Annotated in this window: 23 protein-coding genes; 3 read left to right on the plus strand and 20 right to left on the minus strand. The window is 67.1% G+C overall.

Annotation, left to right across the window (positions count from 1 at the left end; translation table 11 throughout):
- Positions 1 to 68 precede the first annotated feature (68 nt).
- Positions 69 to 1271 carry a GGDEF domain-containing protein gene (locus ACQ5BL_RS07815; protein ID WP_243809062.1) on the plus strand — a complete coding sequence of 401 codons (1203 nt, stop codon included), beginning with the start codon at positions 69 to 71 and terminating at the stop codon, positions 1269 to 1271.
- Positions 1272 to 1936: 665 nt separating this feature from the next.
- On the opposite strand, the gene ACQ5BL_RS07820 is transcribed toward ACQ5BL_RS07815, so the two are convergent.
- The 10 genes from ACQ5BL_RS07820 to ccmA all read right to left on the minus strand — a co-directional run bounded on the left by ACQ5BL_RS07820 (position 1937) and on the right by ccmA (position 9369).
- Positions 1937 to 2359: a hypothetical protein gene (locus tag ACQ5BL_RS07820; protein WP_243809061.1), complete on the minus strand. Its 423-nt coding sequence runs from the start codon at positions 2357 to 2359 to the stop codon at positions 1937 to 1939.
- Between the two features lie 23 nt (positions 2360 to 2382).
- On the minus strand, positions 2383 to 3594 hold the full coding sequence (gene ccmI, locus ACQ5BL_RS07825) for a c-type cytochrome biogenesis protein CcmI (RefSeq protein WP_243809060.1): 1212 nt from the start codon (positions 3592 to 3594) through the stop codon (positions 2383 to 2385).
- Entirely contained in the window at positions 3591 to 4061 is a 471-nt protein-coding gene (locus ACQ5BL_RS07830; protein WP_207888055.1) for a cytochrome c-type biogenesis protein, read from the minus strand. The genes ccmI and ACQ5BL_RS07830 overlap by 4 nt, the downstream gene beginning before the upstream one ends.
- Positions 4058 to 4600, minus strand: coding sequence for a thiol:disulfide interchange protein DsbE (gene dsbE / locus ACQ5BL_RS07835; RefSeq protein ID WP_207888056.1), 543 nt, complete (start codon positions 4598 to 4600; stop codon positions 4058 to 4060). Before dsbE ends, ACQ5BL_RS07830 begins: the two co-directional genes overlap by 4 nt.
- A 2-nt stretch (positions 4601 to 4602) precedes the next feature.
- Positions 4603 to 6576 carry a heme lyase CcmF/NrfE family subunit gene (locus ACQ5BL_RS07840; RefSeq protein WP_243809059.1) on the minus strand — a complete coding sequence of 658 codons (1974 nt, stop codon included), beginning with the start codon at positions 6574 to 6576 and terminating at the stop codon, positions 4603 to 4605.
- A gap of 1 nt (position 6577) precedes the next feature.
- Entirely contained in the window at positions 6578 to 7063 is a 486-nt protein-coding gene (ccmE, locus tag ACQ5BL_RS07845) for a cytochrome c maturation protein CcmE (protein ID WP_152222048.1), read from the minus strand.
- On the minus strand, positions 7060 to 7236 hold the full coding sequence (gene ccmD, locus ACQ5BL_RS07850; RefSeq protein ID WP_243809058.1) for a heme exporter protein CcmD: 177 nt from the start codon (positions 7234 to 7236) through the stop codon (positions 7060 to 7062). The genes ccmE and ccmD overlap by 4 nt, the downstream gene beginning before the upstream one ends.
- Positions 7233 to 7979 (minus strand): heme ABC transporter permease, encoded by a 747-nt coding sequence (locus ACQ5BL_RS07855; protein WP_207888059.1) that lies wholly within the window; start codon positions 7977 to 7979, stop codon positions 7233 to 7235. Before ACQ5BL_RS07855 ends, ccmD begins: the two co-directional genes overlap by 4 nt.
- A gap of 65 nt (positions 7980 to 8044) precedes the next feature.
- The gene (gene ccmB, locus ACQ5BL_RS07860; protein WP_207888060.1) at positions 8045 to 8716 is read right to left on the minus strand and encodes a heme exporter protein CcmB; all 672 of its coding nucleotides are present in this window, start codon (positions 8714 to 8716) and stop codon (positions 8045 to 8047) included.
- Complete coding sequence (gene ccmA, locus ACQ5BL_RS07865; protein ID WP_207888061.1) at positions 8713 to 9369, minus strand: cytochrome c biogenesis heme-transporting ATPase CcmA; 657 nt, start codon at positions 9367 to 9369, stop codon at positions 8713 to 8715. The genes ccmB and ccmA overlap by 4 nt, the downstream gene beginning before the upstream one ends.
- A gap of 239 nt (positions 9370 to 9608) precedes the next feature.
- On the opposite strand from ccmA, the gene ACQ5BL_RS07870 reads away from it, so the two are divergent.
- Together ACQ5BL_RS07870 and ACQ5BL_RS07875 are read left to right on the plus strand one after the other, a co-directional pair.
- Entirely contained in the window at positions 9609 to 11198 is a 1590-nt protein-coding gene (locus ACQ5BL_RS07870) for a flagellar hook-length control protein FliK (RefSeq protein ID WP_243809057.1), read from the plus strand.
- Positions 11195 to 11530 carry an EscU/YscU/HrcU family type III secretion system export apparatus switch protein gene (locus tag ACQ5BL_RS07875; protein ID WP_243809056.1) on the plus strand — a complete coding sequence of 112 codons (336 nt, stop codon included), beginning with the start codon at positions 11195 to 11197 and terminating at the stop codon, positions 11528 to 11530. Before ACQ5BL_RS07870 ends, ACQ5BL_RS07875 begins: the two co-directional genes overlap by 4 nt.
- Positions 11531 to 11536: 6 nt before the next feature.
- On the opposite strand, the gene ACQ5BL_RS07880 is transcribed toward ACQ5BL_RS07875, so the two are convergent.
- The 10 genes from ACQ5BL_RS07880 to ACQ5BL_RS07925 all read right to left on the minus strand — a co-directional run bounded on the left by ACQ5BL_RS07880 (position 11537) and on the right by ACQ5BL_RS07925 (position 21035).
- Entirely contained in the window at positions 11537 to 12022 is a 486-nt protein-coding gene (locus tag ACQ5BL_RS07880) for a hypothetical protein (RefSeq protein ID WP_243434863.1), read from the minus strand.
- Between the two features lie 119 nt (positions 12023 to 12141).
- The gene (locus tag ACQ5BL_RS07885) at positions 12142 to 13026 is read right to left on the minus strand and encodes a DMT family transporter (protein ID WP_243809055.1); all 885 of its coding nucleotides are present in this window, start codon (positions 13024 to 13026) and stop codon (positions 12142 to 12144) included.
- Positions 13027 to 13218: 192 nt separating this feature from the next.
- Positions 13219 to 13629 carry a DUF2802 domain-containing protein gene (locus ACQ5BL_RS07890; protein WP_243809054.1) on the minus strand — a complete coding sequence of 137 codons (411 nt, stop codon included), beginning with the start codon at positions 13627 to 13629 and terminating at the stop codon, positions 13219 to 13221.
- 1 nt (position 13630) lies between these two features.
- Positions 13631 to 14110 carry a chemotaxis protein CheW gene (locus ACQ5BL_RS07895; protein WP_015476565.1) on the minus strand — a complete coding sequence of 160 codons (480 nt, stop codon included), beginning with the start codon at positions 14108 to 14110 and terminating at the stop codon, positions 13631 to 13633.
- A 71-nt stretch (positions 14111 to 14181) separates the two neighbouring features.
- The gene (locus ACQ5BL_RS07900; RefSeq protein WP_243809053.1) at positions 14182 to 15072 is read right to left on the minus strand and encodes a CheW domain-containing protein; all 891 of its coding nucleotides are present in this window, start codon (positions 15070 to 15072) and stop codon (positions 14182 to 14184) included.
- 91 nt (positions 15073 to 15163) lie between these two features.
- Entirely contained in the window at positions 15164 to 15955 is a 792-nt protein-coding gene (locus ACQ5BL_RS07905) for a ParA family protein (protein WP_207888067.1), read from the minus strand.
- A gap of 49 nt (positions 15956 to 16004) precedes the next feature.
- Positions 16005 to 16889 (minus strand): flagellar motor protein MotD, encoded by an 885-nt coding sequence (gene motD / locus ACQ5BL_RS07910; RefSeq protein WP_243809052.1) that lies wholly within the window; start codon positions 16887 to 16889, stop codon positions 16005 to 16007.
- 14 nt (positions 16890 to 16903) lie between these two features.
- Positions 16904 to 17644, minus strand: a complete 741-nt coding sequence (locus ACQ5BL_RS07915) for a flagellar motor protein (protein ID WP_207888069.1) — start codon at positions 17642 to 17644, stop codon at positions 16904 to 16906.
- Positions 17644 to 18759: a protein-glutamate methylesterase/protein-glutamine glutaminase gene (locus ACQ5BL_RS07920; protein ID WP_243809051.1), complete on the minus strand. Its 1116-nt coding sequence runs from the start codon at positions 18757 to 18759 to the stop codon at positions 17644 to 17646. Before ACQ5BL_RS07920 ends, ACQ5BL_RS07915 begins: the two co-directional genes overlap by 1 nt.
- A 56-nt stretch (positions 18760 to 18815) precedes the next feature.
- Positions 18816 to 21035 carry a chemotaxis protein CheA gene (locus tag ACQ5BL_RS07925; protein WP_243809050.1) on the minus strand — a complete coding sequence of 740 codons (2220 nt, stop codon included), beginning with the start codon at positions 21033 to 21035 and terminating at the stop codon, positions 18816 to 18818.
- Between the last annotated feature and the right edge of the window lie 11 nt (positions 21036 to 21046).

Below are 21046 nucleotides of genomic sequence, written 5' to 3' on the forward strand. Positions count from 1 at the left end.
GCCACGACACTGCCATCACCGCTGTCTATGCTCCAACTGCCCGCACGCGCTCGGGAGAGGCGGCAATCGTGTCCAGGACATGGCTCCAACAGCTGCAACATTCCGTCGCGGTCAATGACGCGATGGAGCAGCCGGTCGCCCTGGAAAACCTGCGGCGGCTGTATTTCGCCGCGGCTTTCGCCGTGGTTTTCGATCTCATCCATATTCTGGTGTTCTGGCTCAACCTGCAGGGTTCCAGCCCGGACCACGACGGCTGGCGCCTGGACATCATCCGCATCCATGCCACGGTCGCCCTGCTGTTCAGCGCCCTGGGCCTGCTTGCCTGGTTCGCCTCGCGCCCCCAGCGCAATTCGCCGCTGTGGTTCATGAAACTCCTGAGCCTGCTGGCCAGCGCCATCCTGCTCGGCTTCGGCATCGCCATCACCGGCGCGGACCAGCAGGTCACCAGCAGCATTACCCCCTTCCTGATGGGGGCGGTAGGCGCGGCCCTGATCATCCTGATGCGCCCGCGCCATGCGATCACGCTCTACATCCTCGCCCTCAGTCTCTTCGAGGTGACGATGATGCTGACCCAGGCGAACCCGGAGCTGCGCCTGTCCAACCAGATGGGCGGGCTGACCATCTGCGGTATCGGCCTGATCCTCTCGCTGATCCTCTGGCACGGCCACATCCGCAACCTGCGCCAGCGTCAGTTCCTCCGCCAGCAGCGGCTGGAGCTGGAGGAAAAGAACCGCCAGCTGGAGTACCTCGCCGGGCATGATCCGTTGACCGGGCTGTTCAACCGGCGACAGTTCGACCAGCTGGTGAGCATGGAACTGGCACGGGTTTCCCGGCAGCCGGCGCCGGTCAGCCTGCTGATGGTGGACCTGGATCATTTCAAATTCATCAACGACCGCTATGGCCACCCGCTGGGCGACGAGGTGATCCGCCATACCGCCCAACTGCTGCGCAATTACACCCGCAGCGGCGACAGCGTGGCGCGGCTGGGTGGGGAGGAGTTCCTGCTGCTGTTGCCCGACACCGGCCAGGCGCAGGCGCGCAGCATTGCCGAGAAGGTCCGCAAGCTGCTGGAGGAAACCGCGCTGCCCATGAAGGGCGGCCTGTTGTATCTCACCGCGAGCTTCGGCATCGCCTGTCTGGAGGCGGGCGTGCCGGGCACCTACGAAGGGCTTTACGCGGCGGCGGACAAGGCGCTGTACCGGGCCAAGGCCAGCGGGCGCAACCGGGTGGAACTGATAGAGGTGGGGGCGCAGATGGGGACGTTTGATTGAGGGTCGGGCGACCGCTACATCATGCGGATACCGCCTTCTGTAGGAGCGGACCTTGTCCGCGAAATCCGTCGCGGATGACTCCCTTCCAACAGGGGAATACCGGCGTATTCCGCCTACATAGGAGCGGACTCCGTCCGCGATCAGCAAGTGTTCGCTAGCAAGGACTGGGCGTCGCCTCCGGTCCTATGGGCTCTGGCGTCATGCCGAGGTGTTTTTCCGGTGGGCGCACATTCCGCCGCGATGGATTTCGCGGACTTTGTCCGCGATGCTTTTGCTTGGGTGTTCAGCGCCGCTTCGGTGTGTGCTGGGAGATTTTGTTTCGCCCCCTCGGGCGAGTCCCTTTTGTCAAACGACACAAAAGGAACCAAAAGGTCTTGCCCCATCATTCGGCCCCGGCTTCGCCGGGGTTCCCTCGCTCCATCGAAGTTTCAGGGGCACGCGTCGACGGGCCATCCATGGCCCAACGACGCTCTCGCGGCATCCATGCCGCTCAACCCCTGAAACTCCGATTCCACTCGGCCTCCTGAAGGGGCGCTCCGGAGTGTGCGGATGTTTCTCTGGAAGTCATTAGCCGGAGCGGTGGTGATTTCGTAGGAGCCGTGTAAGAACGGCGCCTGTCCGCAACTCCGATGAGGGTGTCCGCGGACAAAATTGTGCAGGAGACCTTACGGCGCGCTGTACTTGCGGGTCAGCCCCGGCGGCACGCCGCTGCTGTCGGTTTCGGTCCAGGGCCCCTGGGGAGCGACGCTCCAGTACCAGCCGTTATCCCAGTGGTAGTAGGTGCGCTGGCGGTAGTAGGTATCCTTCTGCCCCTGCATCACGTAGACGCCCAGGCTGGCATCCCAGCGGCCCTTGCCACCGGGCGGCGGGGCGAACTGGGGCGGATGCCTGGAGGTGGACTGCTGCTTGCTCGGCTGCGGGGTGATCGGCGAGGACGACGACTTGACCGGCGGCTTGGTGGTGCCCGGCTGCGTCGGCGCGGTGGTCGGCCGCGACGGATACTCCGATGGCTCCTCCGGCTGCGGCGGCTGCACCACGCAGCCACCCAGTACCAGCAAGGCGCTCAGCGCCAGCAATCTAACCTTCATCACCCTACCCTCTCCTATCCGTTTCAGCGCTGGTCCGGGCTGTCGATGGTCACTGCCTGCTCGCCAGCCTGGGCAGTAGACAACGCTTCGGTGCGTCCGATCCACTCCCCGGCCGTCGCATTGCCAGCACGGGAAACCCGCGCCACCAGCTGCACCTGCGGGAAGGCCGAGAGCTTGAGTTGCGGCATCATCGCATCGGCATCGCTGAGCGCCACTTCAGTGGGCAGATCGGAAACCTTCAGGCGCTTCACCGCCAGCGGCATCGGCGGGCCGCTCACCGCGCGGGCGAAGACGAACACGCTGTCGTCCGGCTTGACCTGGCCCTTCACGGCGGCGGAGAGGTCGACCTTAACCTTTAGCGTCACCCCGGCGGTAGCGGCCGCAACCGGCGCTTCCGGCGGCGTCTGGCCCTTCTCGACCATGCGCTGGCGGGCGCGCTCGATGCCACCGGCGATTGCCTCGCGAGAGGGGTCGTCCTGCGGCAGCACGGCGACCAGGCGGCCCCAGTAGTTGACCGCGTCGGCGTATTTCTCATCCTCGAAGGCGGCGATGCCGAGCAGGCCGAGGGTGGTAACTTCCTGCGGGTCCTTCTTCAGCGCCTCGTCGGCCAGGCCGCGCACCTCAGGGGTCAGCGCCTTGTTGCCGGCGAAGTACAGCGCCTGGGCCCACTGGCCGAGGACTTCCGGCTGGCGGCCGGAAAGGCGCGCGGCCTGCTCGAAGGCCTTGACGGCATCGGCGGCGCGGTTCTGGGTCATGTAGGTGCGTCCAAGGAAGTACCAGCCTTCGGCGGAGTCCGGCTGGGCTTTCACCGCGCGCTCCAGGCGGGCGGTCATTTCTTCCATCGAGTGCGGCGCGGTGGCGAATTCGCGGGCCAGGGCCACCTTGTCGCTGGAGCCCCAGTGCAGGTACAGGCCGAGGGCGAGGAACGGCAGCACCAGCACCACGATCAGCGGCGCGGCGCGGCCGAGGCGGGAGCGGCGGTACTCGGCGGTGCCTTCGGTATCGGCCAGCAGCTCGCGGGCGGCCTCGGCACGGCCGGCTTCGAGCTGGGCATCGTCGAGGGTACCGGCATCACGCTGGGCGGTCAGCTCGGCCAGGCGCTCCTGGTACAGGGCGACGTTGAGGGCGGTGCGGTCTTCCTCGGCCTGGGCACGACGGCCGCGCAGCAGAGGGATGAGGAGGAATGCCAGGGCCACCAGCAACAGCAGGCCGGCGGCGAGCCAGAAGTCGATCATTTGTCTTGGTTATCCAGCAATTGGTCGAGACGCGCCTGCTCCTCGGCGGACAGCGTGGTGGAGGTGGCGGCAGCCGGGCGGCGGCGACGGGCGACGATGACGCCGATCACGCCCACGCCCAGCAGCAGGAAGGCCGCCGGGCCGAACCAGAGCAGCCAGGTGCGCTCGCTGACCTCGGGCTTGTAGCGCACGAACTCACCGTAGCGGTCGACCATGTAGTCGACGATCTGCTGGTTGCTCTTGCCCTGCTGCAGCTGGGCGTAGATCTGCTTGCGCAGGTCGGCGGCAATCGGCGCGTTGGAGTCGGCGATGTCCTGGTTCTGGCACTTGGGGCAACGCAGTTCGGTGGTCAGGTCGCGGAAGCGCTGGCGCTCGGCATCGTTGGCGAACTCGTAGGTGTCGATGGCCGCATGGGCGATGCCGGTGAGGGTCAGGCCCAGCGCAGCGGCGGCAAGCAGTCGCTTCATTTGCCCTGCGCCTCGTCCACCAGCCCCTGGTAGATCGGCGCCAGCTGTTCGCGCCAGACCTTCTCGTCGACGGCGCCGACCAGCTTGTGCCGGATGATGCCGTCCTTGTCGATGATGTAGGTCTCCGGCGCGCCGTACACGCCCAGGTCCACGCCCAGGGTGCCGGTAGCGTCGGCGATGTTCAGCAGGTAGGGGTTGTGCAGTTCCTTGAGCCACTTCTGCGCGGCGACGGCATCGTCCTTGTAGTTGATGCCGTAGATCACCACGCCCTTGGCGGCGAGGTCGGTGAGCACCGGGTGCTCGAAGCGGCAGGTCGGGCACCAGGTGCCCCAGACGTTGACCAGCGCCGGCTTGCCCTTGAGGTCGGCCTCGGTGTAGGTCTTGCCCGGCTCGGTGACGCTGGGCAGCGAGAACGCCGGGAACGGCTTGCCGATCAGCGCCGAGGGCAGCTCGCTGGGGTCCAGCCACAGGCCACGGAAGAGGAATACTGCGACGACCAGGAAGATCGCCAGGGGCAACAGCAGGATCGCACGCTTCACACTCAGGCTCCCTGTCCGGCGAGGCCCAGGGCCTCGCGTACACGTGTTTTCACTTTCAGGCGGTAGCGGCCGTCGAGCGCCGCCAGCACGCCGCCCAGGGCCATCAGCAGGCCGCCCAGCCAGATGAAGCGCACGAACGGCTTGATGTGCACCCGCACCGCCCAGGCACCATTGTCCAGCGGCTCACCCAGGGCGACATAGAGGTCGCGGGTCAGGCTGCCGTGGATGCCGGCCTCGGTCATCATCGAATTCTGCACGCTGTACAGGCGCTTCTCCGGGTGCAGCACGGTGACTTCGGAACCGTCGCGGATCACCCGGATGGTGCCCTTGTCGGAGGTGAAGTTCGGCCCCTCGAAGTGATGGGTACCCTCGAAACGGAACTGATAGCCGGCCAGCTCCACCGACTCGCCCGGGGCCATGCGCAGGTCGCGCTGGGCGCTGAACTGGCTGGTGAGGACCACGCCGATGGCGCAGACGGCGATGCCGAGGTGCGCCAGTTGCATGCCCCAGTAGCTGCGGTTCAGGCCCGCGGCCCCGGCGATCACGCCCTTGTGGCGGACCTTGTCGAAGAAGTCGCGCACGCCGGCCAGCACCACCCACGCAGCCAGCAGGAACACGCCCAGCACTTCCCAGTGCAGCTCGCCGTAGAGGAAGCTGCCGAGCACGCCCAGCACCAGGGTGCCGATCAGCACCGGGGTGAGCATGCCGCGCAGCCAGCGGGTCGGGGTGTCCTTCCAGCGCACCAGCACGCCGACCGCCAGGGCCAGCATCAGGATCGACATCAGCGGCACGAACAGCGCGTTGAAGTACGGCGGGCCGACCGACAGCTTGGCGCCGCTGATGGCGTCGAGCACCAGCGGGTAGAGGGTGCCCAGCAGGATCATCGAGGCGGTCACCACCAGCACCAGGTTATTGAGCAGCAGCAGCGTCTCGCGGGACCACAGGGCGAAGCCGACCTGGCTCTTGACCACCGGCGCGCGCAGGGCGAACAGGGTCAGCGAGCCGCCGACCACCACCAGCAGGAAGGCCAGGATGAACACGCCACGTTCGGGGTCGGAGGCGAAGGCATGCACCGAGGTCAGCACGCCGGAGCGGACCAGGAAGGTGCCCAGCAGGCTCAGGGAGAAGGCCGCGATGGCCAGCAGCACGGTCCAGCTCTTGAACACGCCGCGCTTCTCGGTCACCGCCAGCGAGTGGATCAGCGCGGTGCCCACCAGCCAGGGCATGAAGGAGGCGTTTTCCACCGGGTCCCAGAACCACCAGCCGCCCCAGCCCAGTTCGTAGTAGGCCCACCAGGAGCCGAGCACGATGCCGACGCCGAGGAAGGTCCAGGCCACCAGGGTCCAGGGGCGCGACCAGCGCGCCCAGGCCGCGTCGAGGCGGCCGCCGAGCAGCGCGGCGATGGCGAAGGCGAAGGCCACCGAGAAGCCCACATAGCCCATGTAGAGCATCGGCGGGTGAATGATCAGGCCGGGGTCCTGCAGCAGCGGGTTCAAGTCGTTGCCGTCGGACGGCACCTGCGGCAGCAGGCGGCTGAACGGGTTGGAGGTGATGATCAGGAACAGCAGGAAGCCGGTGCTGATCATGCCCATCACCGCCAGCACGCGGGCCAGCATCACTTCCGGCAACTGGCGGGAGAACACCGACACGGCGAAAGTCCAGCCGCCGAGGATCAGCGCCCAGAGCAGCAGCGAGCCTTCGTGGGCGCCCCACACGGCGCTGAACTTGTAGTACCAGGGCAGCGCGCTGTTGGAGTTGCTGGCGACGTAGGCCACCGAGAAATCATCGTGGAGGAAGGCCCAGGTCAGGCAGCCGAAGGAAAACACCAGGAAGGTGAACTGCCCCCAGGCGGCCGGACGCGCCAGGCTCATCCACTGGCGGTCGCCACGCCAGGCGCCGATCAGCGGGAAGAAGGACATCACCAGCGCCATGCACAGCGCCAGGATCAGCGAGAGGTGGCCGAGTTCGGGAACCATGTCAGTTGCTCCCCTGCTGTGCCGCGCCGTTGGCGCCCTGGCTGGCTTCGTAGTGCTCCAGCTTGCCGCTGTCCTTGAGCGCCTTGGTGACTTCCGGCGGCATGTATTTCTCGTCGTGCTTGGCCAGCACTTCGTCGGCGGTCAGCACGCCGTTCCCGTCGATCTTGCCCAGGGCGACGATGCCCTGCCCTTCGCGGAACAGGTCCGGGAGGATGCCGCGGTACTTCACCGTGACTTCCTTGGCGAAGTCGGTGACCACGAATTCCACGTCCAGCGAATCCGCCGAACGCTTGAGCGAGCCCTTCTCCACCATGCCGCCGGCGCGGATGCGGGTGTCGTGCGGCGCCTCGCCGTTGGCGATCTGGGTCGGGGTGTAGAACAGGTTGATGTTCTGTTGCAGGGCCGACAGCGCGAGGGTGACGGCCACGCCCACGCCGGCGACGATGGCGAGGACGATGTACAGGCGCTTCTTGCGAACCGGATTCACTTGTTGGCCTCCCGGCGCAGACGACGCGCCTCTTCTTGCAGGTACCGCCGGCGCGCCAGCAGCGGCGAAGCGACGTTGATCGCCAGCACCACCAGGCTGATGGCGTAGGCCGACCACACATAAGGGCCATGCTGACCCATGGCGAGGAAATCACCGAAGGACTGGAAACTCATAGTGCGCGCTCCACCTCAGCCTTGACCCAGCTCGAACGGGCTTCGCGCTTGAGCACTTCCAGGCGCATGCGCATCAAGAGCACCACGGCGAAGAAACAGTAGAAGCCGGCGACCATGAGCAGCAGCGGAATCCACATCTCCGGCGGCATCGGCGGCTTCTCGGTGAGGGTGAAGGTGGCCGGCTGGTGCAGGGTGTTCCACCAGTCCACCGAGTACTTGATGATCGGGATGTTCACCACGCCGACAATGGCCAGCACCGCGCAGGCCTTGGCCGCGCTGTCGCGGTTGGTGATCGCCTGGCCGAGGGCGATGACGCCGAAATACAGGAACAGCAGGATCAGCATCGAGGTCAGGCGCGCGTCCCACACCCACCAGGCGCCCCAGGTCGGCTTGCCCCAGATGGCGCCGGTGACCAGCGCGACGAAGGTCATCCAGGCGCCGATGGGCGCGGCGCACTGCACGGCGACGTCGGCGATCTTCATCTTCCAGATCAGGCCGATGGCGCCGGCCACCGCCAGCATGACGTAGCAGGACTGGGCGAGGAACGCCGCCGGAACGTGGATATAGATGATGCGGAAGCTGTTGCCCTGCTGGTAGTCCGGCGGCGCGAAGGCCAGGCCCCAGACGATGCCGACGCTCATCAGCAGGATCGCGGCGACGGCGAACCAGGGCAGCCAGCGTCCGCTGATCTCGTAGAACCACTTGGGCGACCCAAGCTTGTGAAACCAAGTCCAGTTCATCATCAGGCTCTGTAATGCAAAGCTCTAGTCTGTCGCCGATCCTGCTTCCCAGGCCGGCGATCGTTCGTTCACTCGCCGACGCTGATTTTCAGCCCGGCGGCGATGGCAAAGGGCGTCAGCGTCAATGCTAACGCCGTCAGGCTGGCCAACCACAACAGGTGCCCGGCGGTCGGGAGGCCCTGCAGGGAGGCTTGCAGCGCGCCGCTGCCGAGGATCAGCACCGGTATGTACAGCGGCAGGATCAGCAGCGCCAGCAGCAGACCGCCGCGCTTCAACCCAACCGTCAGCGCCGCACCCACCGCGCCCAGCAGGCTCAATACCGGCGTCCCCAGCAGCAGCGACAGCAGCAGGTCCGGCAGGCAGCGCGCCGGCAGGCCCAGCATGAGGGCGAACAGCGGGGACAGCAGCACAAGCGCCAGCCCGGAAATCAGCCAGTGTGCCAGCACCTTGGCCAGAACCAGAAGTGGCAGGGGGTGCGGCGAAAGGACCCACTGTTCCAGAGAACCATCCTCGAAATCGCTGCGGAACAGGCCGTCCAGCGACAGCAGTACCGCTAGCAGCGCCGCGACCCAGACCAGGCCCGGCGAGAGGTTCTTGAGCATCTCCGATTCGGGGCCCACCGCCAATGGGAACAGCGCGATGACGATGGCAAAGAAGACCAAAGGATTAGCCAGCTCCGCCGGACGGCGGAACAACAGGCGGGTCTCGCGGGCCAGCAGCAGGGTGAAGACGTTGCTCATCGCGACGCAACCTCCCGCGCGTGCTGGCCGAGATCGAGCGCCCGGTAGCCGGAGGGCATCCGCTCCAGGGTGTGGTGGGTGGTCAGCACGACCAGACCGCCGCGCTCGCAATGACCGGCGAGGTGCTCTTCCAGCTGCGCCACGCCTTGCTTGTCGAGGGCGGTGAAGGGTTCGTCGAGGATCCACAGCGGCGGCGCGTCCAGGTACAGGCGCGCCAGGGCCACGCGGCGCTGCTGGCCGGCGGACAGGGTGTGGCAGGGAACGTCCTCGAAGCCACGCAGGCCGACGGCGGCCAGGGCCTGCCAGATGGCTTCGTGGCTGGCCGGCTGGTGCAGGGCGCAGAGCCAGGCGAGGTTCTCCTCGGCGGTCAGCAGGCCCTTGATACCGGCGGCATGACCGATCCACAGCAGCAGCCGGGCCAGCTCGCCGCGCTGCTCGCCCAGCGGCTTGCCGTTGAGCAGCACCTCGCCCGCGGTGGGCTGCATCAGGCCGCTGAGCAGACGAAGCAGGCTGGTCTTGCCGCTGCCGTTGGGGCCGACGATCTGTAGCATCTCGCCAGCGCCCAGTCGCAAATCGAGACGCTCGAACAGCATGCGCCAGTCGCGCTCGCAGGCGAGCGCCACGGTTTCGAGAAGTGGATGGGTCAAGGGCATCGGCAACCGTCGGGCAGAAAACATTCAGTGGTGCAAAAATGCGGCCAAACCGTCCGGGCCGCCAAGCGCGGCCTCGGGCGGCGCATTATACACAGGCGTTCCTACGCCCGACGTCAGGTTTTTCGACAGGGTGTAACGTCAAAACAGCGCACCCGGCGCCGCCGGACGGTCTAAAGTGCCCGCTGCACGCGCCGATACACTGGGCGTCACCCCGTCCCGCATGCCCAGCCAGGTCCCCGATGCCGAGCGAAATTGGCGCCTCCCGCCCGCTCCCACCCACGCCCCCCTCACGCAACGCCGCGAGCGCTGCGGAGCTGACCCTCAAGCTCGCGCAGAGCCTGGGCGACCTGCTGCCGCCGGGTGAAAAGGCCCAGGCCGAAGTGGTCGCGGTACGCGATACCCAGGTCAGCTTCCAGCTCCTGCTGCGCCTGACGCTGGCCAGCGGGCAGCAGACCCTGGTCAGCGCAGAAAGCCCGCAGGCCCTGCCCCAGGGCAGCACACTGCAACTCTCGGCGCTGTCGCAGACCAACCTCGCCGCCACCTTGCTGAACCAGGCCACGACCAATCAGGCACTGATCGGCCAGCCCCCTCTGGAAAGCCTGGACCTCGACCTGCTGCCGGTGGGCACCCTGCTGCAGGGCAAGGTCGAAGCCAGCCAGCTGATCGCCCAGGGCAAGGCCGAGCAGGTCATCTACAAGGTGCTGGTCAGCCTGCTGAACACGCCACTGGCGGGGCGCCAGCTCAGCCTCGAATCGCTGCATCCGCTGCCGCTGGGCAGCCTGCTCAGCGCGCGGGTGCAGGACCAGCAGGCCCTGCAGTTCCTGCCGCTGACCAGCCGCCTCGACCAGCTCGACCTCAGCCAGCAACTGACCAGCCAGCAGACCCGGCAAGGCTCGCTGGAAGGCTTGTTCCACGCCCTGCAAGGCGCCGGGCGCGGCCAGGCGCTCAGCCCCGAGCTGCGCCAGGCTGTGGATAAATTGCTCACTGCTCTCCCCGACGTCCACCAGCTCGGCAGCGCCAAGGGCGTGGCCCAGGCCATCCAGCAGAGCGGCGTGTTCCTCGAAGCCCAGCTGCTGCGCGGCGCCGAAGGCCTGCCGCAGGACCTCAAAGCCAATCTGCTGCGCCTGATCGCCCAGTTGCTGCCGGCACAGAACGGCACCGCCGCCTCGGTGCTGGGCAACCTGCCGGGCAATGCCCTGGCCGGCGCCAGCAACCTGGCGCAAACGCTGCCGGCCTTCGTGCGCAACGCCCTCGGCGTGCTCGGCCAGACTGGCGGACGCACCGCGCCGGCAATCGGCTTTCCGCTGCCCAGCCGCCTGGCGCACCAACTGGAAGAAGACGGCGACCTGGAATCCCTGCTCAAGCTCGCCGCCGCCGCCGTGGCGCGCCTGCAGACCCACCAGCTGTCCAGCCTGTCGCAGAACGAAGTGCTGCCCGACGGCACCGTGCTCAACACCTGGCAGATGGAAATCCCCCTGCGCCAACAGCAGCAACTGGTCCCACTGCAGGTGCGTATCCAGCAGGAAGAGCGGCAGGCCAGCGAACGCGAACAGCAGCGCGACACACTCTGGCGCGTGGAGCTGGCCTTCGACCTCGCCCCCCTGGGCCCGCTGCAGGTCCAGGCCACCCTCGCCCACGGCAGCATCGCCAGCCAGCTGTGGGCCGAGCGGGCCAGCACCGCCAACCTGATCGACCGCGAACTGGGTACCCTGCGCCAGCGCCTGAACGACGCCGGGCTCACCGTTGGCGAGCTGTCCTGCAGCCAGGGCAAGCCGCCCCAGGGCAAGCGCACCGCCGTGGAACAGCGCTGGGTGGATGAAACCGCATGAGCAAGCCGAAGAAGGCCCCGCGCCAGGTCATCGCCCTCAACTACGACGGGCAGACGGCACCGACCCTCACTGCCAAGGGTGACGACGAGCTGGCCGAAACCATCCTCGCCATTGCCCGCCATCATGAAGTGCCGATCTACGAGAACGCCGACCTGGTGCGCCTGCTGGCGCGACTGGAGCTGGGCGAGGCGATTCCCGAGGCGCTCTATCGCACTATCGCCGAGATCATTGCCTTCGCCTGGTACCTGAAGGGCAAGAGCCCGCTGAACGGCGCCCCGCCCACGGATGAAACCCCGCTATTGCTCGACGGTCCCGGCACAGCGACCGATTGACGTCGCTCAGGAGCTCCCCGAACAGCGCAGCGGCTCGCCGGATACCTGATAGTCGCGGATTTCGCTTACCGACGCGCGAATCGGCTTTTCGTCCTCGCCGTGGTAGGCCACCAGGCTATTGGCGACCTCCCGCAGTTGCGCCAGCGACAGCGGCTTGTCCAGCACCTGCAGCAGCGGCACGCGATTTTTCCACGCCCACTGGTACAACCCGGTCTTCTCCCGGTCGCTGTAGTTCCCCGCCAGCACGAACTGGCGGAAGGCGTTGCTCTGGCTGAGGGTTTTCAGACTCATCAGCTCGCCGGGACCGGGCGCGAAATCGTCAAGGATGAACAGGCTGTAGCGCTGCTGGCTGGACAGCGCCTTGCGCACCTCGTCCAGGTCCTGACACAGGCTCAGGTGATAGAACTCCAGGCGGTTGAGCAGTGCGCTGTAGTCCAGCAAGCGGCCCGGATGCGAACACAGCACCATGGCCCGTCGCGAAATGGCGGCCATATCGTTGGCCCTCTCGGAAGTTTCGACGGGGCCAATCTAACGGCGTTCTGAAGGCTTTCTTATCAGACAAGTCCGAAACGCACGTAGCAAATGGACTACAACGAGCGGACTGCCGATCCTCAGCGGCGTTTCAATACCAGGGCCACGCCGCTCAAGGTCAGGACCATCGCGAGGATTTCCCGCGTACCAATGGCGTCGCCCAGCATGACGGCGGCGGACAGTACGCCCAGCAGCGGCACCAGCAACATGCCGGTTGCCGCGACGGACGCCGGCAGGCGCTGCAGGGCCGCGAACCAGGTCAGATAGCAGACGCCCATGGGCACCAGCGTCATGTAGACCATGCAGGCGAGCGACGAGGGGCCCAGGGCATCCAGCCGCGGGTGCTCGAAGGCGATGCCGAACACCAGCATCGGCAGGCAACCCAGCCCGACCTGCCAGGCCGTCGAGACGATCGGCGCCAGCGGGAAGGGGCCGCCATTGAGCACCGTGCCCAGGGCGAACAGCACGGCGGCGGCCAGCGCGAAGCCGACGCCAAGGGCCTGCCCCGGGGCGATGGAGAGACCGTGGGCACTCAGCAGCACCGTGACGCCGACCAGCCCCAGCAGCAGCGCGGCAAAGCCGCTCGCCGTAGGGCGCAGGCCGCGCAGCGGCCAGGCCAGCAGCGTGACCCAGATCGGCATCGAATAGACCAGCAGCACGCCTTCGCTGACGTTGATCCATTTCATGGCCAGCGTGGAGAAGCCCATCCAGGCGAAGACGTTGGTAAAGGCGGCGGCAGCGAGCCGGGGCAGCACCTGGCGCTCAGGGATCAGCCGTTGCCCCTGCAGCGCCGCGATGGCGACCAGTATGGCGGCGGCGATCACCCCCGCCAGGCCCCGGGAGAACAGCGGCGGCCAGACCTGCAGCAGCAGTTTCATGGCGGGCCAGTTGATGGCCCAGCCCGTGGCGGTGACCAGCAGGCAGAGGATGCCGGGAAGACGCGAATCGAGGTGCGGGCGGTGCATGGGGCTCAGTGCCATCCCCTGGACAGTCAACGACAAGCGCAGGCCGCACTGACCATGTCGCCGTGGACACGGCGGAATGCAGGATTCATCGGTATCGGCGCGGACAAAGGACGCTCACGTTGCACCGGCCTTGCGCCGTTGTCGAGCGGGATGTCCGGGCGAGTCGCAGGCGCGCTCGCGGACGTCGTACCGCTACTCGCGCTCCTTGCCCTGGTGCAGGCGCGCCACCAGTTCGGCCTCGGCCTGGGACAGCCCGCAGCTCTGGGTCAGGTCGGCGGCCGAAGCGCCCATGCCGACCAGGCGCGCCGCCTGGCTGTACGACAGGCTGGCAGGGTCGCGCTGCTCCATGCGCGTCACGCGCTCGGGCAGCGGCGCGAGCTGCTTGCCCAGGTCGCGCAGCTCCTCGCCCATGCGGACATTGATCAGCTGGTACGACTCGATACGCTTGCCCAGCTCTTTCAGGCGCTGTTCGAGCGCCTCGACCTGCGCGGCCTGCGCCGCCGCCTGCGCCTGCTGGACGCGCTGACGCCCGGCCAGCCAGACACAGGCCACCGCAAGGCCGATACAGGCCACGGCCAGAAACGCCAGTGCGATCAACTGCACCTCAGATGCTCTCCAGCTCCGACCACTCTTCCTCGGTCATCATCTTGTCCAGTTCGACCAGGATCAGCAGTTCGCCGTTCTTGTTGCAGACGCCCTGGATGAACTTGGCCGATTCCTCGTTACCGACGTTCGGCGCGGTCTCGATTTCGGACTGGCGCAGGTAGACCACCTCGGCGACGCTGTCGACCAGGATGCCCACCACCTGCTTGTCCGCCTCGATGATGACGATGCGGGTGTTGTCCGAGACCGGCGCCGGGTCCAGACCGAAGCGCTGGCGGGTGTCGATCACGGTGACCACGTTGCCGCGCAGGTTGATGATCCCCAGCACGTAGCTCGGGGCACCGGGCACCGGCGCGATCTCGGTGTAGCGCAGCACTTCCTGGACCTGCATCACGTTGATGCCGTAGGTCTCGTTGTCCAGGCGGAAGGTGACCCACTGCAGAATCGGATCTTCGGCACCCTGCGCTGACGTTTTCTTCATATCCCCTCGCCTCTTCGTCGAACCATGCCGCTGGCGGCATGGTGGCTCTCGTTAAATGGATCAGCGCGCACTCAGTGCTGAGGGCGCCGCGTTGCGCCGCTGGCGATCAGCTCGGCCAGGGCCGAGACGTCCAGCAGCGCGCACATCTGTTCGATCACCGTGCCGGCCAGCCACGGGCGCTGCTGGCGCTGAGTGCGCCACTTCACCTCGGACGGGTCCAGGCGGATCGAGCGGCTGACCTGGTGTACCGCCAGCCCCCACTCGTAGCCCTGCACGGAAATCACGTACTGCAAGCCTTCGCGATAGTCGTCGCGGTAGCGCTCGGGCATCACCCAGCGCGCGGTGTCCAGCACCTTCAGGTTGCCGGTCTGGCCCGGCAGGATACCGAGGAACCAGTCCGGCTGGCCGAACAACGGAGTCAGGTCGTGGCCCGCCAGCGGATAGATCGAGCCCAGGCAGACCAGCGGCACCGCCAGGGTCAGCCCGGCGACGTCGAACAGCAGGCACTCGAACGGCTCGGCGGCCCACAGCGGGCGGCCGTCGTCCAGCAGCGCCAGGGGCGCGGCCGGCAATTCGGCGCTGCCGGGCTGGCGCAGCTCGATGACCTGCGCGCTCTGCGGCGGTACCTCGGGCTCCGGCGCCATGGGCTCGGGCTCGACTGTCCGTGCCACGGGCTCGCGGACAAGGTTCAGGCGGGCATCGCGCACCTGCTCCTCGAATACCGCGGCCTCGAATTCATCCAGGCTGACGCTGTCGCGCTGCGGCTCCACCAGGCTCGGCTGCGGCTCGACGACGACCGCCTCCACCGGTTCGACGCTGGCCAGGGCAACCGGCGCCGGCGCTTCGGGTGCGGGCGCAGGCGCGGGTGCGTCTGCGAACTCTTCGAAAGCATCCTGCAGCAGCGCATCCAGGTAGGACTGCAGCGCAAGCTGGGGACGCGTGGCGGTAGCGGAACGACTCATGGTTGATGACCGCGCAAAGGGACTTTCCAGCCTATCGGCCGCCGGGTGGCGAGACTTGAACACTCTCGTCGGAAATTCTTGCTGACCATACTCAGGCCACCTGCTGCGCCGCCGGCACCTGCCCCAGCAGATGCTTGAGCAGCGCGCGGTAGGCGATCACGCCCCGGCTGTTGGCGTCGTTGCGCGACGGCACCAGGCCGTGGCGGCTGGCGTCGCGCAGCTTGGTGTCCACCGGCACGAAAGCCTGCCAGAGCGTGTCGGGATAGGTGTCGCGCAGCACCCGCAGCGCGCCGAGCGACGCCTGGGTGCGGCGGTCGAACAGGGTCGGCACGATGGTGAAGGGCAACGCCTGCTTGCGCGAGCGGTTGACCATCTTCAGGGTGTTGACCATGCGCTCCAGGCCCTTCAGGGCGAGGAACTCGGTCTGCACGGGGATCACCAGGTGCTGGCTGGCCGCCATCGCGTTGACCATCAGCACGCCGAGCAGCGGCGGGCTGTCGATGATCGCGTGGTCGAACTGGTTCCACAGCTGCGCCAGGCTCTTGGCGATCACCAGGCCCAGGCCGTTCTGCCCCGGCGACTGGCGCTCCAGGGTGGCCAGCGCGGTGCTCGACGGCAGCAGGCGCACGTTCTCGTGGCTGGTCGGCAGCAGCAGCGACTCCGGCAGCCCCTCGGGCACGTTGCCCTGGTGCAGGAACAGGTCGAACACGCTGTGCTCCAGGGTGTCCGGATCGTGGCCGAAGTAACTGGTCATCGAGCCGTGCGGGTCGAGGTCGACGATCAGCACGCGCTTGCCGGCGTCGGCCAACAGGCCCGCCAACGCGATGGAGGATGTGGTCTTGCCGACGCCACCTTTCTGGTTGGCTACCGCCCAGACTTTCATAGTGCTGACTCCCCGCTGGCACAGGATCGGTTCAGGGTCGCCATGATTTTCACTCCCCTGCCGCCGATGTCGAAGATTTGACGGCGCCACTGCCGGGCGCCTCGCTGGCAACCACTGGTGCAGGTTGCGTGCCAGCATGTCGCAACGCCGGGTCCGGCTGCGCCTTGCCGCTGCCCACGCCGCTGACGGCGCGGCGTACTTCGAGGTTGCGGGAAATCACCAGCACCACCCGGCGGTTGCGGGCGCGGCCTTCCGCCGTCGCATTGTCCGCCACCGGCTGGAATTCACCATAGCCCACCGCCGCCAACCGGCCTGCATCCAGGCCGTCCTGGGCGAGCATGCGCACGATGCTCGCGGCGCGGGCGGCCGACAGTTCCCAGTTGGTCGGGTACTGGCTGTTGTGGATCGGCACGTTGTCGGTAAAGCCTTCGACATGCACCGGGTTGCGGTAAGGCGCCAGAATCCTGGCGACCTTCTCGACGATGGTGAACGCGGTGTCGTTGGGGATCGCATCGCCGCTGGGGAACAGCAGGCTGGAATTGAGAGTGATCTCGATCCAGAACTCGTTGCCGCGCACGCTCACCTGGTCGCTCTTGATCAGTTCGCCGAATGCCTCGCGCATGCTGCTGGCGATCTGCTGCAGGGTATCCGGGTTGCCCTCGGCCTGCCCCTCGTCCATGGGTTCGTTCAGCGACTGGTCCGGCTGCTGGGTGCGTGGCCGCTCCTCGCCGATGGGGATCGGGCGGACCGCGCGGTCCGGCTGGTTGAACACGCCGGTCAGGGTTTCCGAAAGGATCTTGTACTTGCCCTGGTTGATCGAGGAGATCGAGTACATCACCACGAAGAAGGCGAACAGCAGGGTGATGAAGTCCGCGTAGGACACCAGCCAGCGTTCGTGATTCTCGTGTTCCTCGTGACGTCTGCGGCGAGCCATCTGTGTGTGCTCCCTCAGCCGACGAAGCCTTGCAGCTTCAGTTCGATGGAGCGCGGATTCTCGCCCTCGGCGATGGACAGCAGGCCCTCCATCAGCATCTCGCGGTAGCAGGACTGGCGGTGCACGATGCTTTTCAGCTTGTTGCCCACCGGCAGCAGCAACAGGTTGGCCAGGCCCACGCCATAGATGGTGGCGACGAAGGCCACGGCGATGCCGCTGCCCAGCTGGCTCGGGTCGGCGAGATTGCCCATCACGTGGATCAGGCCCATCACCGCGCCGATGATGCCGATGGTCGGTGAGTAGCCGCCCATGGCTTCGAATACCTTGGCCGCCGCCAGGTCGCGGGTTTCCTGGTTGTACAGGTCGACTTCGAGGATGCTGCGGATGGCTTCCGGCTCGGCGCCGTCCACCAGCAGTTGCAGGCCTTTACGCGCGTATGGATCCTGTTCGGCGTCGGCGACGGTCTCCAGGCCCAGCAGGCCCTCCTTGCGCGCGGTCATGCTCCAGCCGACCACATGGCCGATGCCGCCGACCAGGTCCACCCGGGGCGGCAGGATGATCCAGCGCAGCATCTGCAGCGAGCGCTTGAGCACGGCCACCGGGGTCTGCAGCAGCGCGGCGGCCAGGGTGCCGCCCATCACGATCAGCGCGGCCGGGCCGTTGGCCAACGCACCGACGTGCCCGCCCTCGAGGAAGTTGCCTCCGATGATGGCAACCAGCGCGAGGACCAGGCCGACAATGCTGAGCACATCCATCAGCCGCAGGCCTCGGTGAGGTGACGGCCGATGTCGTCCAGGCTGTACACCGCATCGGCCAGGCCCGCCTTGGCAATCGCCATGGGCATGCCGTAGATCACGCAGCTGGCTTCATCCTGCGCCCACACCTGGCTGCCGCCCTGCTTGAGCATGCGCGCGCCTTCGCGACCGTCGGCGCCCATGCCGGTGAGGACCACCGCCAGCACCTTGTCGCCATAGGCCTTGGATGCGGAACCGAAGGTCACGTCGACGCAGGGCTTATAGTTCAGCCGTTCATCGCCGGGCAGGATGCGCACGGCGCCGCGGGCATCGACCATCATCTGCTTGCCGCCGGGGGCCAGCAGGGCCACGCCGGGACGCAGCAGGTCGCCGTCCTCGGCTTCCTTGACGGTGATCTTGCACAGCTTGTCCAGGCGCTCGGCGAACGCCTTGGTGAACGCCGCCGGCATGTGCTGGATCAGCACCAGCGGCGCGGGGAAATTGGCAGGCAGCTGGGTCAGGACCCGCTGCAGCGCCACCGGCCCACCGGTGGAAGTACCGATGGCCACCAGCCGGTAGGGCTTACGCTTTGGGGGCGCGGAGGTCGCCGGTGCCGGCGCTGCGGGCGCATGGCTGCCAGCGGAAGCCGGCACCGCATGGCGCGGGACACCGCCGGCGGCGGCTGGCGCGGGAGCCGGCGCGCCGGTGGAGTACGAGGCGTAGGCGGCGAAGCGACGGTTGCTCCTGGCGATGGTGTGGACCTTCTCGCACAGCAGCTGGCGGACCTTGTCCGGGTTGCGCGAGATGTCCTCGAAATTCTTCGGCAGGTAATCGACGGCGCCGGCATCCAGCGCGTCCAGGGTCACCCGCGCGCCCTCATGGGTCAGCGAGGAGAACATCAGTACCGGCGTCGGACAACGCTGCATGATGGTCCGCACGGCAGTGATGCCGTCCATCAGCGGCATCTCGTAGTCCATGGTGACCACGTCGGGCTTGAGCGCCAGCACCTGGTCGATCGCCTCGCGGCCATTGGTGGCCGTGCCGACCACCTGGATCTGCGGATCGGCGGAGAGAATCTCCGAGACACGGCGGCGGAAGAATCCCGAATCGTCCACCACCAGGACTTTGACAGCCATAGACACTCCTGAATAAAGCCTTGCCGCGCGCGCGGGCGTCCCCGTGCGCGCAAGAATCAGATACGCCGCGCGTAGCGCTTGAGCATGCTCGGCACATCGAGGATCAGGGCGATGCGCCCGTCACCGGTGATGGTCGCCCCGGCCATGCCCGGCGTGCCCTGCAGCATCTTGCCCAGCGGCTTGATGACCACCTCTTCCTGGCCCACCAGCTGGTCGACCACGAAGCCGATGCGCTGGGTGCCCACGGAGAGGATCACCACATGGCCCTCGCCCTGCTCTTCGTACTCGGCGCCCGGCACCAGCCAGCGCTTGAGGTAGAACAGCGGCAGGGCCTTGTCGCGGACGATCACCACTTCCTGACCATCGACCACATTGGTGTTCGACAGGTCGAGGTGGAAGATCTCGTTGACGTTCACCAGCGGGAAGGCGAAGGCCTGGTTGCCCAGCATCACCATCAGGGTCGGCATGATCGCCAGGGTCAGCGGGACCTTGATGACGATCTTCGAACCCTGGCCCTTGGTCGAGTAGATGTTGATGATGCCGTTGAGCTGGGAAATCTTGGTCTTCACCACGTCCATGCCGACACCGCGGCCGGAGACGTCGGAAATCTCGGTCTTGGTCGAGAAGCCCGGGGCGAAGATCAGGTTGTAGCACTCGGACTCGGAGAGGCGGTCGGCGGCGTCCTTGTCCAGCAGGCCCTTCTCCACCGCCTTGGCGCGCAGCACATCCGGGTCCATGCCCTTGCCGTCGTCGGAGATCGACAGCAGGATGTGGTCGCCTTCCTGCTCGGCGGACAGCACCACCCGGCCGGAACGCGCCTTGCCGGCGGCTTCGCGCTCGTCCGGACCTTCGATGCCATGGTCCACCGCGTTGCGCACCAGGTGTACCAGCGGGTCGGCCAGGGCCTCGACCAGGTTCTTGTCCAGGTCGGTCTCTTCGCCGATCAGCTCCAGGTTGATCTCTTTCTTCAGGTTGCGCGCCAGGTCGCGGACCTGCCGCGGGAAGCGGCCGAAGACTTTCTTGATCGGCTGCATGCGGGTCTTCATCACCGCCGACTGCAGGTCGGCGGTGACCACGTCGAGGTTCGACACGGCCTTGGCCATCGCCTCGTCGCCGCTGTTGGCGCCCAGGCGCACCAGGCGGTTACGCACCAGCACCAGTTCGCCAACCATGTTCATGATTTCGTCGAGGCGCGCGGTGTCCACGCGCACCGTGGTTTCCGCCTCGTTCGCCGGCTTCTCGGCGGCGGCGGCACGCGGAGCCTCGGCGGGCTTGGCGACCGCCTTGGCCGCAGCGGGTGCCGCGGCAGCCTTGGCCGGCTGCGGCGCGGCGGCCGGTTTGGCAACGGGCTTGGCGGCGGCGACCGGCTCTTCCTTCGCGCCGGTGAACTGGCCCTTGCCGTGCAGCTCGTCGAGCAGCTTCTCGAATTCGTCGTCGGTGATGTTGTCGTCGCCACCGGCAGCGGGTGCCTCGGCGGCTTTCTCGATTTTTTCCACAGGGGCGGCGGCCACCGGCTCATCCTTCGCACCGGTGAACTGGCCCTTGCCATGCAGCTGGTCGAGCAGCGCTTCGAACTCGTCGTCGGTGATGTCGTCACCCGAGCTGGCGGCCGGCGCGGCTTCGCTCGCGGCAGGCGCGGCGCTGGCGGGCGACTGGGCCCCACCGAACTGGCCCTTGCCGTGCAGCTGGTCGAGCAGCGCCTCGAATTCGTCATCGGTGATGTCGTCGCCACCCGCGCCAATCGGTGCAGCCGGTGCGTCGGCGGTCGGTTCGAGAGCATCCATCAGTTGCTCGAACTCGGCATCGGTGATGTCGCCGTAGGCGGCGGGAGCTTCCGCAACCGGCTCAGGCTCGACGGCTTGCGGTGCTTCGGCCGGCTCGCTGCCACCCGGCTCGGCCAGGCGCGACAGCGCGGCCAGCAGCTCGGGAGTCGCCGGAGTCGGCTCTTCGGCATCGCGCACCTGCTGGAACATCACGTTGACGGTATCCAGCGCCTGCAGGACCACGTCCATGAGCTCGGCGTCCACACGGCGTTCGCCCTTGCGCAGGATGTCGAACACGTTCTCGGCGATGTGGCAGCACTCCACCAACGCGTTCAGCTGGAGGAAGCCCGCGCCACCCTTGACGGTGTGGAACCCACGGAAAATCGCATTGAGCAGGTCCATGTCATCGGGTCGGCTTTCCAGCTCGACCAGTTGCTCGGACAGCTGCTCGAGGATCTCGCCGGCCTCCACCAGAAAGTCCTGGAGGATCTCGTCATCGGCGTCGAAGCTCATTCGGTGCTCCC

The organism is Pseudomonas sp. B1-22 (assembly GCF_050474425.1).
Classification (GTDB): domain Bacteria; phylum Pseudomonadota; class Gammaproteobacteria; order Pseudomonadales; family Pseudomonadaceae; genus Pseudomonas.

What these genes read in the sequence shown, in the direction of transcription:
- ACQ5BL_RS07820 (WP_243809061.1), bottom strand. Translation starts at nt 2,359, where the DNA reads ATGAAGGTTAGATTGCTGGCGCTGAGCGCCTTGCTGGTACTGGGTGGC.
- ccmI (WP_243809060.1), bottom strand. Translation starts at nt 3,594, where the DNA reads ATGATCGACTTCTGGCTCGCCGCCGGCCTGCTGTTGCTGGTGGCCCTG.
- ACQ5BL_RS07830 (WP_207888055.1), bottom strand. Translation starts at nt 4,061, where the DNA reads ATGAAGCGACTGCTTGCCGCCGCTGCGCTGGGCCTGACCCTCACCGGC.
- ACQ5BL_RS07840 (WP_243809059.1), bottom strand. Translation starts at nt 6,576, where the DNA reads ATGGTTCCCGAACTCGGCCACCTCTCGCTGATCCTGGCGCTGTGCATG.
- ccmD (WP_243809058.1), bottom strand. Translation starts at nt 7,236, where the DNA reads ATGAGTTTCCAGTCCTTCGGTGATTTCCTCGCCATGGGTCAGCATGGC.
- ACQ5BL_RS07855 (WP_207888059.1), bottom strand. Translation starts at nt 7,979, where the DNA reads ATGATGAACTGGACTTGGTTTCACAAGCTTGGGTCGCCCAAGTGGTTC.
- ccmB (WP_207888060.1), bottom strand. Translation starts at nt 8,716, where the DNA reads ATGAGCAACGTCTTCACCCTGCTGCTGGCCCGCGAGACCCGCCTGTTG.
- ccmA (WP_207888061.1), bottom strand. Translation starts at nt 9,369, where the DNA reads ATGCCCTTGACCCATCCACTTCTCGAAACCGTGGCGCTCGCCTGCGAG.
- ACQ5BL_RS07870 (WP_243809057.1), top strand. Translation starts at nt 9,609, where the DNA reads ATGCCGAGCGAAATTGGCGCCTCCCGCCCGCTCCCACCCACGCCCCCC.
- ACQ5BL_RS07875 (WP_243809056.1), top strand. Translation starts at nt 11,195, where the DNA reads ATGAGCAAGCCGAAGAAGGCCCCGCGCCAGGTCATCGCCCTCAACTAC.
- ACQ5BL_RS07880 (WP_243434863.1), bottom strand. Translation starts at nt 12,022, where the DNA reads ATGGCCGCCATTTCGCGACGGGCCATGGTGCTGTGTTCGCATCCGGGC.
- ACQ5BL_RS07885 (WP_243809055.1), bottom strand. Translation starts at nt 13,026, where the DNA reads ATGCACCGCCCGCACCTCGATTCGCGTCTTCCCGGCATCCTCTGCCTG.
- ACQ5BL_RS07895 (WP_015476565.1), bottom strand. Translation starts at nt 14,110, where the DNA reads ATGAAGAAAACGTCAGCGCAGGGTGCCGAAGATCCGATTCTGCAGTGG.
- ACQ5BL_RS07900 (WP_243809053.1), bottom strand. Translation starts at nt 15,072, where the DNA reads ATGAGTCGTTCCGCTACCGCCACGCGTCCCCAGCTTGCGCTGCAGTCC.
- ACQ5BL_RS07905 (WP_207888067.1), bottom strand. Translation starts at nt 15,955, where the DNA reads ATGAAAGTCTGGGCGGTAGCCAACCAGAAAGGTGGCGTCGGCAAGACC.
- motD (WP_243809052.1), bottom strand. Translation starts at nt 16,889, where the DNA reads ATGGCTCGCCGCAGACGTCACGAGGAACACGAGAATCACGAACGCTGG.
- ACQ5BL_RS07915 (WP_207888069.1), bottom strand. Translation starts at nt 17,644, where the DNA reads ATGGATGTGCTCAGCATTGTCGGCCTGGTCCTCGCGCTGGTTGCCATC.
- ACQ5BL_RS07920 (WP_243809051.1), bottom strand. Translation starts at nt 18,759, where the DNA reads ATGGCTGTCAAAGTCCTGGTGGTGGACGATTCGGGATTCTTCCGCCGC.
- ACQ5BL_RS07925 (WP_243809050.1), bottom strand. Translation starts at nt 21,035, where the DNA reads ATGAGCTTCGACGCCGATGACGAGATCCTCCAGGACTTTCTGGTGGAG.